This window comes from Acetanaerobacterium elongatum, assembly GCF_900103835.1.
Lineage (GTDB): Bacteria > Bacillota > Clostridia > Oscillospirales > Ruminococcaceae > Acetanaerobacterium > Acetanaerobacterium elongatum.
This window is the reverse complement of record NZ_FNID01000039.1, coordinates 1-11,822: the sequence shown is the minus strand read 5'-3', so window position 1 is coordinate 11,822 and position 11,822 is coordinate 1. Positions and strand designations below refer to the sequence as shown.

8 protein-coding genes are annotated in these 11,822 nt (G+C 54.3%); 4 read left to right on the top strand and 4 right to left on the bottom strand.

Annotated elements, in window-relative coordinates:
• Positions 1–359 precede the first annotated feature (359 nt).
• The 3 genes from dnaK to hrcA form a co-directional block, all read right to left on the bottom strand.
• A complete protein-coding gene (dnaK, locus tag BLR50_RS12245; RefSeq protein WP_092642757.1) occupies positions 360–2,204 on the bottom strand; it encodes a molecular chaperone DnaK in 1,845 nt (614 codons plus the stop codon).
• Between the two features lie 720 nt (positions 2,205–2,924).
• A complete protein-coding gene (grpE, locus tag BLR50_RS12240) occupies positions 2,925–3,515 on the bottom strand; it encodes a nucleotide exchange factor GrpE (protein ID WP_092642754.1) in 591 nt (196 codons plus the stop codon).
• 44 nt (positions 3,516–3,559) lie between these two features.
• Positions 3,560–4,591 carry a heat-inducible transcriptional repressor HrcA gene (gene hrcA / locus BLR50_RS12235; protein ID WP_092642751.1) on the bottom strand — a complete coding sequence of 344 codons (1,032 nt, stop codon included), beginning with the start codon at positions 4,589–4,591 and terminating at the stop codon, positions 3,560–3,562.
• A 376-nt stretch (positions 4,592–4,967) separates the two neighbouring features.
• Here hrcA and BLR50_RS12230 point away from each other — a divergent pair, with 376 nt between their 5' ends.
• From BLR50_RS12230 to BLR50_RS12215, 4 genes are all read left to right on the top strand, one after another.
• The gene (locus BLR50_RS12230) at positions 4,968–5,828 is read left to right on the top strand and encodes an AraC family transcriptional regulator (RefSeq protein WP_092642748.1); all 861 of its coding nucleotides are present in this window, start codon (positions 4,968–4,970) and stop codon (positions 5,826–5,828) included.
• 99 nt (positions 5,829–5,927) lie between these two features.
• Entirely contained in the window at positions 5,928–6,767 is an 840-nt protein-coding gene (locus BLR50_RS12225; RefSeq protein ID WP_162840430.1) for an SDR family NAD(P)-dependent oxidoreductase, read from the top strand.
• Between the two features lie 322 nt (positions 6,768–7,089).
• Positions 7,090–8,757: a sensor domain-containing diguanylate cyclase gene (locus BLR50_RS12220; protein WP_092642742.1), complete on the top strand. Its 1,668-nt coding sequence runs from the start codon at positions 7,090–7,092 to the stop codon at positions 8,755–8,757.
• Positions 8,758–10,391: 1,634 nt separating this feature from the next.
• On the top strand, positions 10,392–11,375 hold the full coding sequence (locus BLR50_RS12215) for a DMT family transporter (RefSeq protein WP_092642739.1): 984 nt from the start codon (positions 10,392–10,394) through the stop codon (positions 11,373–11,375).
• Between the two features lie 13 nt (positions 11,376–11,388).
• Here BLR50_RS12215 and BLR50_RS14520 read toward each other — a convergent pair whose 3' ends face one another.
• On the bottom strand, positions 11,389–11,547 hold the full coding sequence (locus BLR50_RS14520; RefSeq protein ID WP_162840429.1) for a hypothetical protein: 159 nt from the start codon (positions 11,545–11,547) through the stop codon (positions 11,389–11,391).
• Between the last annotated feature and the right edge of the window lie 275 nt (positions 11,548–11,822).

Sequence of the window (11,822 nt, the reverse complement as noted above, 5' to 3'; positions counted from 1 at the left end):
TGTATACAAACCGCGCTGAAATGACAATCTTTTTATTTAACCTACTAACTAGGCGGCATTATGCGGGTATCTTTGCCTCATGCCTGTAGAAACCCACCCCCAACCCCCTCCCGCATCTTGGGGGCGCATATTACCCTAGACTACATAATGCGGGAGAAGGAGGGATGTGCGGGGGCTTCGCCCCCGCACGGGTACCCCCCGTATTTGGAGAACCTCGCGCGGTCCGCTCCTACAACGTGTAGGGGGGCGGCGTCCTCGACGCCCCGCGCTATAACCGCAGCCTGTGGTAAATTCGCAAACGGTCTGGGCAGAATTTCTATGGGCTGCGGGTGAACACAGTTTACCCCTATATCAGAACATTATTTCTTCTCGTCGTCCTTAACCTCGCGGTATTCGGCATCCACAACCGGCTCGCCGTCTGGGGTGGTGCCTGCACCGGGGTTTGCGCCCATATCGGGGCCGCCCTGAGGCTGCGTAGCCTGATATACCTTCGCCGAAACCTCGTAGAACTTCTTCTGCAGGTCCTCCTGCTTTGCCTTGATGGCTTCGATGTCTTCACCCTTTAAGGCTTCCTTAAGGGCATCAATCTTCGCCTGCAGCTCGCTCTTGTCGGCAGCGTCCAGCTTGTCGCCAAGGTCGGTGATGGTCTTTTCAGACTGGTAAACCATCTGGTCGGCGCCGTTGCGGATATCCAGCTTCTCGCGCTGCTTCTTGTCCTCGGCGGCGAACCGCTCGGCCTCCTTCACGGCCTTGTCGATATCGTCCTTGCTCATGTTGGTAGAGGAGGTGATGGTAATGTGCTGCTCCTTGCCGGTGCCTAAATCCTTGGCCGAAACATGCACAATGCCGTTGGCGTCGATGTCAAAGGTAACCTCAATCTGGGGAACGCCTCTGGGTGCCGGGGGAATACCGTCTAAGCGGAACATACCGAGGGTTTTATTATCCTTGGCAAACTCACGCTCGCCCTGCAGCACGTGAACCTCAACCGAGGTCTGGCCGTCTGCGGCGGTAGAGAATACCTGCGACTTCTTGGTGGGGATGGTGGTGTTGCGCTCGATAATCTTGGTGAACACGCCGCCCAGGGTCTCAAGGCCCAGCGAAAGCGGGGTAACGTCCAGCAGCAGCAGGCCCTTTACCTCGCCGCCCAAAACGCCCGCCTGAATGGCAGCACCCACGGCAACGCACTCGTCGGGGTTAATGCCCTTAAACGGCTCCTTGCCGGTTAAGCGCTTTACGGTATCCTGCACGGCGGGAATACGGCTGGAGCCGCCCACCATCAGTACCTTGTCAAGCTGCGAAGCCGATAAGCCGGAATCCTTAAGCGCCTGCTGTACGGGGCCAACGGTGGCCTCTACGAGGTCGGCGGTCAGCTCGTTGAACTTTGCGCGGGTAAGGGTTACATCCAGGTGCTTGGGGCCGGTGGCGTCGGCGGTAATAAACGGCAGGTTGATGGAGGAGGTGGTAACGCCCGAAAGCTCAATCTTCGCCTTCTCGGCGGCCTCCTTTAAGCGCTGCATCGCCATCTTGTCATTGGTCAGGTCAATGCCGCTCTCGCGCTTGAACTCGGAAGCTAAATACTTGATTATGCGCTCGTCAAAGTCGTCGCCGCCAAGGTGGTTGTTACCGGCGGTAGCCAGAACCTCCTGCACGCCGTCGCCCATCTCGATGATGGAAACGTCGAAGGTGCCGCCGCCAAGGTCGTAAACCATTACCTTCTGATCGTTCTCTTTATCTATGCCGTAAGCCAGCGCCGCGGCGGTAGGCTCGTTGATGATACGCTTTACCTCAAGGCCCGCGATCTTGCCCGCGTCCTTGGTGGCCTGACGCTGTGCGTCGGTGAAGTAGGCGGGAACGGTGATAACCGCCTCGCTTACGGTTTCGCCTAAGTAAGCTTCCGCATCGGCCTTCAGCTTCTGCAGAATCATGGCCGAGATCTCCTGCGGGGTGTGGCCCTTGCCGTCGATGGTTACCTTTTCGCTGGTGCCCATCTTACGCTTAATCGAGCTGATGGTACGCTCGGGGTTGGTAATAGCCTGGCGCTTTGCCACCTGGCCTACCATTCTTTCGCCGGTTTTAGAGAATGCCACAACCGAAGGGGTTGTGCGGGCACCCTCCGCGTTTGCTATAACAACGGGCTCGCCGCCCTCCATTACCGCTACGCATGAGTTGGTGGTTCCTAAGTCAATGCCGATGGTCTTGCTCATAATCTATACCTCCAGTAAATAAATATTCTATCTTCATTTTTATTAGGGAAAGCTGTTTGGGGTGCTGTTTTAATTCGTTTTCATTGCAGGGAATAGGGGATGTAGGGGGCGGCGTCCCCAACGCCCCGTCATAAGGTTTTGCATGGGGTACTGTTTTGGCCCACCCCCAACCCCCTCCCGCATCTGGGGGTGTATATTGCCCAAGATTGCGTAATGCGGGAGGGGGAGGAATGTTCGGGGGCTTCACCCCCGAACGGGTACCCCCGTATATTCGCCGCCCTGCGGCGGGATGTAGGGGGCGGCGTCCCCGACGCCCCGTGTGGTATCTCTAACCGCCAATGGGGTTCGGTGTAGGGGCGGCCAATGGCCGTCCGCGGATATATATGCGATTTCGGTAGAACCACCGCCGCGCAACGCGCGCGGCCTTGGGGACGGGCGAGGGGGGCGAAGCCCCCTCGCATCCTTTCCCCCTCCCGCGCGGGAATTTTAAATACCATAGGTGTCTACTGCGCGGGAGGGGGCAGGGGGTGGGTATCTACGGTGTTGTTGCCTTAAGGTTTATATCAGCTAAACGGTCAAGACCGTTCCCTACGGTGCTTTATACCGCGTGGCGTTGGTACACCGCCCCCTGTAACGTGCCAAAGAGGCGCGGTTTTGGGGGTGGGTATCACGGCGCCGTTTTAATATATATAAAAACGGTATAACCGTTTATTGCAAAGGTTAGTTCGCCACCTTCACCATCGCGTGGCGGATCACAAGGTCGCCGAGCTTGTAGCCCTTGGCGAACACCTCGCACACCGTGTTTTCGGGCAAGGCCTCATCCTCAATGTGCATCACCGCGTTGTGTAAAGCGGGGTCAAACGGCTGATCCTTGGCCGCAATCTCCTCCACGCCCAGCTTTTTAAAGGCATCGAGCATGGCGGTGCAGATCATCATTACACCCTTTTTATACTCCTCGTCGGCGGTTTCCATGCTCAGTGCGCGCTCCAGGTTGTCAAGCACCGGCACAAACGCCTCCACGGCGGTTTTGGTGGCCTCGGGGAAGATGGCCTCCTTCTCGCGCTGGGTGCGCTTTCTAAAGTTGTCATACTCCGCCATCAGCCGCAGATATCTATCGTTAAGCTCGGCAACGGCCTTCTGTGCCTTTTCGGCGGCCTCGGTCTTCTCCGCAAGCTCCTTCTTCAGCGCCTCTTGCTCCTTGCCGTGTTCCTTGCCTTTCTCCTTCTTGCCCTTCTGATCATTTTCCTGCGCTTTCGCCGCCTCCTCCTCGGGCTTTGGGGCAGCGCCTTGCTTTTCTTCCTTTTCTGCCATCAGGGGTCCTCCTTAACAGTACGTTTTGTATGTCGCTTTGGGGCTTATTTGTTTTCGTCAAAGGCATCGGTGAGCAGCCTGCCCATGGATAGCGCCAGATATTCGATATAGGGGATAATCTTTGCGTAGTCGATGCGCGCGGGGCCAATCACGCCGATGGTGCCGCTGATGTTCTCGCCGATGTTGTAGCGGGTTAGTATCATGCCGATATCCGAAAGCTCATTCTTTTTAAGCTCGCTGCCCAGCAACACGCTCAAAGAGCTGTTGCCCGAGGAAAGCAGCGGCAGCAGCTCCTCCTCGCGGGAGAGAAAGCCCAGCAGCCCGCTTGCCGCCGAAAGCAGCTCCTGATGCAACAGCAGGTTGTTCTGCCCTTCCACAATAATCTGGCCGGTGGTAACCTCCTTGGCCAGCTCGTAGATGGCAAACAAAACGGGGGAAAAGCTGAGCGCGAACTCGCCGGAATTTGCGGCAAGGGTTTGAATAAACGCGGGGGTAATCTCCTCTATCGGAACCTTGTTTAACCGCTCGTTAATCAGGTACACAAACCGCGCCACCTGCTCGGGGGTTACCTCAAACTCCATGCGGACGAGCTTGTTTTTTATCACGCCCGCCGAGGTAATGAACAACAAAAGGTACAGCCTGCGGCCGGTAACCACCAGCTCGATTCGTGCGGTAACGCCGCCCTGAGAAATAGGGGTGGTGGAGATGGCGGCACAGTTGGTCTTTTCGGCCAGAATCTGCCCGGCCTCCTCCAGAATAGCGCTGGGGTTGGGCTCGGCATCCCTAAACAGGGTGTCGATGCTCTGTTTCTCGTCTTCGGTAAGCGGCTTTTTATTCATCAGCTTATCGATGTAAAAGCGAAAGCCCAGGTGAGAGGGCACACGCCCGGCGGAGGTATGGGGCTGTTCAAGATAACCCATCTCTGAAAGCGCCGCCATCTCGTTGCGCAGGGTAGCGGAGGAAACCGACATTCCGAAGCATTCGGCAAGCGTTTTGGAACCTACCGGCTCACCCGTGGCGATGTAGCTTTCCACAATAGCCGCCAGCACCTTTTGCTTTCTTTGGTCTAACTCCACTTCCTTTCACCTCTCTTCAACTTTTAGCACTCTATTACAACGAGTGCTAACGATTATTATAGTACATCCGAAACTGCTACCTGTCAAGGGAGTTCATATTTTTTTTACAGTTCATACATTAATGACTACATAATTATAAAAACGCTTGCGGCAAGCCCGAAAAGAAGGGGATATTAAAACCATTTAAACGCGCCCGCCGGCACTGTTTTGCTTATCCTTGCTATCTGTAAAACACCGCAACGATATTATTATGTCTAGCCGGGGTTTGAAAATGCTGTTTTGTAATTGCATACGGCAAAGTCAAATAGACATCGGGCGGGCAGTTGCTGTATAATTAAGAGCAAACGCAGCAGCTGCAGACGAAAAGAGGGTTTGAATGAATTTATATGTGCACACCATCAATACTGTCGTCGAGCATATAGAGCAAAACCTATCCGAACCCCTAACGCTGCAAAGCGTAGCCCGGCAATTCTATCTGTCTGAGTATCATTTTGGCAGACTGTTCAAAACGATTACGGGAACAAGCGTAAAGCAGTATATTCTTGGCCGGAAGCTTGCGCTGGCGGCCGAGAAGATTAAATGCACCCAAAGCAGCATTACAGAGGTTGCGCTTGAGCTGGGCTTTGAGTACCCCGAGGTGTTTAGCCGTGATTTCAAAAAATGGTTCGGCGTATCCCCGGCCGCTTACCGAAACGGGCAGAACGAAACAGCTCCTATGCCAAAAGCCTTTATTGTCGATCGGGATATCATGAACTTTCAGGGCGTGTTGGCACTAAAGGAAACCTATACCTATCTTCACGAGCAGAATCTCTGCGGCATCTGCATAGAGGTTGACGAGAATGCCGACGATTTTTACGATAAGCTCCAATCCGCCGGAGAAGGCTTTTTAACCAGCAGCCAGTATGCCGGCTGCCTGAAAGAGGATTACTTTTACACCGTCATCAACTGTTACGGAGATGACAGCGGAAGATATTCCGTATTTTACGGGGGCGAACCGGCGCACGGCAGTAGGGCCCCCCATTTAAAAATCCGGAACATTCCCGCCGGGTGGTATGTCTGTTTTTCCTACCGCGGAGAAATGCTGGATATGCTGAAAACCTTTAATGACGATTTTTACAAATGGATGTCTGTCAAAGAGATCGAGCCCTGCCCTAACTCAATCGGCATGCTCACCATCTATGACCGTCAGGATATGCAGAACATCAGCATCCTGGTTCCCGTTAAACAGCCCAAATAAGCAAGAATAGTCATGTGGCTGCAGGTAAAAAAGGTTAGTATAGATGTGACTGCTAAAGGTCATATCATACCAACCTTTTATATTATGCGGAGGAATAAAATGAAAAGTCTTGCGGGAAAGGTCGCCGTTGTAACCGGCGCGAGCAGAGGAATCGGGAAAGGGGCAGCGCTGGGGCTGGCGAGTTGCGGGGCCACCGTCTATATTACCGGCAGAACCGAAAATGATGAGGGCTTGCCCGAATTCCAAAAAGGCACGACCATTCACAAAACCGCGGAAGAAGCAAACCGGCTGGGCGGCACAGGTATTGCCCACCGCTGCGATTTTAGCCGTGACGAGGATATAAAGGCCTTGTTTGAACGGGTACAACGCGAGCAGGGCAGGCTGGATATCCTGGTGAATAATGCGTGGGCCGGTGCAAACCATGTGATGAACGAATACTTCTGGGGTACCCCGTTTTGGAAGCAGCCCATCTCCTTACTGGATGATTTCTACACCGTAGGGTTGCGCTCGGGCTATCTTTGCAGCCAGTATGCCGCCGCCCTTATGGCCGGGCAGAGAAGCGGCCTTATCGCAAATATATCCTTTTACTGTGCACGGCAGTATTTTATCAACCCTGTTCACGGAATCATTAAGGCCGCGGTAGATAAAATGTCTGCCGATACAGCGCACGAACTGAAAGAGTATGGTGTGAAGGTTTTCTCACTCTATCCCGGCAGCGTAGCCACAGAGGGTATGCGAGAGATAGCAAAATACAATGCCTCCATAAAGGTTAACGAGATGGAAACCCCGCAGTTTGTGGGGTTGTGTGTCGCGGCGCTTGCATCGGATGACAGCGCAATCGAGCGGAGCGGAAGGGTATTACTTACGGCAGAGGTCGCGCAGCAGTACGGCTTTACGGATGTTGACGGAAAACAACCCGCTGCATTAAAAATAGAATGAGGGCAAAAAGCCGTTTACCCTTACGCTAACACCAAGTGAGCAGACGAACAATCCTCTTCTAAGCCGTTTTCGCAAAGCCGGAAACGGCTTTTCCTGTATTAAAAAGCAAACCAAAGAAAAGATCCTGTCAAAAAGCTGATCCTTAAAGCTGTCTTAACCAATCCCGCTAAAAAATTACTAAATATAAAGATGTTCAGCCATTTTTGGTTGTTAATTGTAAAAATATATTGTATAATATTATTCATGCCTATTGTAAACGAGGCCTCTTATAGTGCTCTTATCCATATATTCATTCTTCTATACCGGTTGGAGGCGGCAGGTTGTGAAAAGCAGCAAGATTATAATAGTTTATGCGGCTCTGGCTATTCTTTCGCTTTTGTTTATTGTCTTCTCCGCCATATTTATACATACGGATAATGTAATGATCGGCAACGAAAGTGTCAGCAACTTCGGCGAACAATGGCTGGTGCACCGGGCGGACGGGCGGGTATACCTTAAAAATCTGCCCACGCAAACCAATGCCAAGCCGGGCGAGATTGTCACCATCTCCAAGACGCTGCCGGATAATATTGATGCCAGCATGACCATTGCCCTACGCACTACTCATCAAACGGTGGACGTTTCGATAGACGGCACCGAGATCTACCGCTTCGGGCTGGATAACAAGCTGCCCAACCTTAAAACCCCCGGCACCGCGTGGCACTTCATACGGCTGAAGCCCGAGATGGCGGGCAAAACCATCACCATTCAGTTCAGCTCGCCCTACCCGCTGCATGCGGTAAACCTGCGCGGCATCTCAATCGGCACCAAAACCGCCTGTGTATTTGCTGTTTTGCGCCAGAGCGGCTCCGCTATTATATTATGCGCAAGCATCTTTTTATTCGGGCTGGTGCTTTCGCTGTTCTATATCCTGTTCCGCAAAAAGATTGCGGGCAACGCCAGCATGCTCTACCTCGGCCTGTTCGCAGTGGTCATCTCACTGTGGTCGGTTGCCGAAACCCAGATGCTGCAGTTTCTGTTTAATAATGTGCTGCTCATCTACCTGCTGGCCTTCATCCCGCTGATGCTGTCGCCCCTGCCGATGGTGCTGTTTGTTAAGGAAACCTACGGCCCCAAGCTCACCTGGCTGCTGGACGCTTCGGCGGGGCTTACCATTATAAACTTTCTCACCTTGCTGCTGCTTCAGCTGTGGGGTATTAAAGACTTTGCCGAGACGATAACCTTCACCCATATCGTAGTCATTTTCTCGATGGTCGCGATGATGGTTGCGGTAATTTCCGACAGTAACCTGCGCAAAAAGAATTCCGGGCGGCGGTTTATCGTCGGCTTTCTTATAATGTCGGCCTTCATTGCCGTTGATTTTGTCCGTTATTATGTGTTTAAGATGGGGGATTCGGCACTGTTCTTCCGCTTCGGCTTCCTCGCCTTTGTTATCATCCTTTCCGCCGATACCATCGAAAAGTACTTCTTTATTGCCGAGCTCAGCTCCGAGGCGCGCATCTACCGGCGCATGGCCTACCTTGACATCCTCACCGGCCTTAAAAACCGCACCGCCTTTAATAAGGATATGGAAAAGCTGGCGCTGCAGCCCCTTACCGGCACCATCATGCTGGTGGAGTTTGACATGAACAACCTCAAGAGCACCAACGACCATTACGGCCATAAGATCGGCGACCAAAACCTTGTTGCGGCGGCAGCCGCCATCCGCAAGGGGTTTGAGCAGTGGGGCAGCTGCTACCGCATCGGCGGGGATGAATTCGTCGCCGTGCTCAAGGACTGTTCGGTGCAGAGCCTGCTCGACTGCGTATCCGCCATGCATCAGTCGCTTTCCTCCTACAACTGCACGAACGATGCCGATGTTACCATCGCCTACGGGTACGCCTACTACGAGCCGGATCTTGATAAGGATTTATTCGAAACCCTTAACCGCGCCGACACCTTTATGTACAAGCGCAAGCAGAAGATGAAGGCCGCCGCCGAAAGGGTATAGGTTTTACAAGCATTCATTACCGCGGAAGGGAAACCCTTTCCGCGGTTTGTTATTGCAGGAGCAGCTGCCCCGCGTCGTGATGTAGAAGGCGGCGTCCCTAACGCCCCGCGGCCTGCAACCAAATCTATGTTGAGAATGTAGGGGCGCGCATTGCGCGTCCGCGGCTCTGCCGAACGCTGTAAAAATACCGTGGCCTTGCGAGAGCCCACCCCCAACCCCCTCCCGCATTTCTAGGCGCATATTGTCCAAGATTTTATTATGCGGGAGGGGGAAAACTGTTCGGGGGCTGGCGCCCCCGAACGCTTACCCCCCTATATTCGCCGCCCGTATCGTGATGTAGGGGGCGGCGTCCCTAACGCCCCGCGGCCTGCAACCAAATCCACGGTGGGAATGTAGGGGCGCTTATTAACCGTCCGCGGCTCTGCTAAACGCTGTAATAATACCGCGGCCTTGCGGGAGCCCACCCCCAACCCCCTCCCGCATTTCAAGGCGCATATTATCCAAGATTTTATTATGCGGGAGGGGGAAAACTGTTCGGGGGCTTCGCCCCCGAACGGCTACCCCCCTATATTCGCCGCCCCGCATCGTGATGTAGGGGGCGGCGTCCCTAACACCCCGCGGCCTGCAACTAAATCCGCGGTCTTACCGACGGCCGGTTGAATACCGCGGACGGCCGATGGCCGCCCCTACAAATACACTATCGGAAGGCCGTAGGGGCGAACTGTGTTCGCCCGCGGTAATATCAGATTTCAGATTGCAGGCAACAATCCTATGTCGGGATGTAGGGGGGCGGCGTCCCTAACGCCCCGCGGCCTGCAACCAAATCTATGTTGAGAATGTAGGGGCGCGCATTGCGCGTCCGCGGCTCTGCTAAACGCTGTAATTATACCGCGGCCTTGCTGGAGCCCACCCCCAACCCCCTCCCGCATTTCAAGGCGCATATTGTTCAAGATTTTATTATGCGGGAGGGGGAAAACTGTTCGGGGGCTGGCGCCCCCGAACGCTTACCCCCCTATATTCGCCGCCCCGCGTCGGGATGTAGGGGGCGGCGTCCCTAACGCCCCGCGGCCTGCAACTAAATCCGCGGTGGGGATGTAGGGGCGCGCATTGCGCGTCCGCGGTCTTACCGACGGCCGGTTGAATACCGCGGACGGCCGATGGCCGCCCCTACAAATACACTATAGGAAGGCCGTAGGGGCGAACTGTGTTCGCCCGCGGTAATATCAGATTTCAGATTGTAGGCAACAATCCTGTGTCGGGATGTAGAAGGCGGCGTCCCTAACACCCCGCGGCCTGCAACCAAATCCGCGATGGGAATGTAGGGGCGCTTATTAACCACCCGCGGCTCTGCTAAACGCTGTAAGAATACCGCGGACGTCAGTTCCCTGCATTCGGAATTATAAACAAAAAGAAGCGCGTTGGTGATAAATATTAGGCATAACCACACCGTGCAGATAAAGCGAATTAATGATATAATCGTATATATCGTATTTTACCTATATAGTTTAACCCGGATACGTTAACCTTCTTTTATGTACAGGCTTGCCAAGCCGTTGCTTCTTACAGTCAAAAAGGCTAAGTCTGCCCCCAAGACAGTATGTACGTTTTTTGTTGTTTACCTTCAAGGAGGCTATATGACCAACAACCGCCGCCAGGCCGCGGGGCATCTTACGGCCTTATTCACAATTATTCTATGGGGCACCACCTTTATCTCCACCAAGGTGCTGTTAAAAACCTTCTCCCCGCAGGAGCTTTTTTTTCTTCGCTTTGCGCTCGGGTATGTCGCGCTGTTTGCCATCCACCCGCATTTTGTAAAAACAAAGCGATTGAAGGACGAGCTGTTGTTTATGGGCGCGGGCCTGAGCGGCGTCACCCTCTATTTCCTCTTAGAGAACATCGCGCTCGAATTCTCCACCGCCTCCAACGTCGGGGTGCTGGTGGCTGTTTCGCCGCTGCTCACCGCTTTGCTCATACCCGTCTTTTTGAAAGGGGAGCGCCTGCACCTGCGGTTCTTCGTGGGGTTTGTCATCGCCATCGCCGGTATCGTGCTGGTAAGCTTCAACGGGCAGTTTGTGCTCAAGCTCAACCCCCTGGGCGACCTGCTGGCGGTGCTGGCCGCGCTGGCGTGGGCGTTTTACTCCATTCTCATGCGCAAGATCTCCGACCTCGCACTCAACAATATCGCCTGCACGCGGCGCATCTTCTTCTACGGCATCCTGTTTATGCTGCCGGTGCTGCCCTTCATGGGCTTTGACATCCAGCCGCAGCAGCTGATTGTGCCCGAAAACCTGTTTAACCTGCTCTACCTCGGATTGGGTGCGTCGGCGCTCTGCTTTGTAACCTGGAACTGGGTGCTTTCGGTGCTGGGCACGCTCACCACCAACGTATACATCTATGTGGTGCCGGTGGTGGCGGTAATCTCGTCGGTGATCATCCTGCACGAGCAGCTCACCGCGGTTTCGGTGGTCGGTTCGCTGCTGATTCTCGCGGGGCTTGTCATCTCGCAGCTCAAACCTCGTCCCGTACAGGAGGAACCGTCACCCAATGTGGTTTTGGCAGAGGAACCGGAGCCTGCTGAAATCGCTGCCGCTGAGAAAGCAGACCGTATGGTGCATTAAGACCGTATGTGCATTAAATATAGGGAAAGAGCTTGTCGCTCTTTCCCTTTTTTATTGCCCTTTGGCGCGCTCGCGGCTCTGCCGAACGCTGTAAAAGTACCGCGGCCTTGCGGGAGCCCGCCTGCGGCTCTGCCGAACGCTGTAAAAATACCGCAGCCTTGCGGGAACCCACCCCCAACCCCCTCCCGCATCTCAAGGCGCATATTGTCCAAGATTTTATTATGCGGGAGGGGGAAAACTGTTCGGGGGCTGGCGCCCCCGAACGCTTACCCCCATATATTCGCCGCCCCGCATCGTGATGTACAAGGCGACGTCCTCGACGCCCTGCGGCCTGCAACCAAATCCACGGTGGGAATGTAGGGGCGCGCATTGCGCGCCCGCGGCTCTGCCGAACGCTATAAAAATACCGCGGCCTTGCGGGAACCCACCCCCAACCCCCTCCCGCAT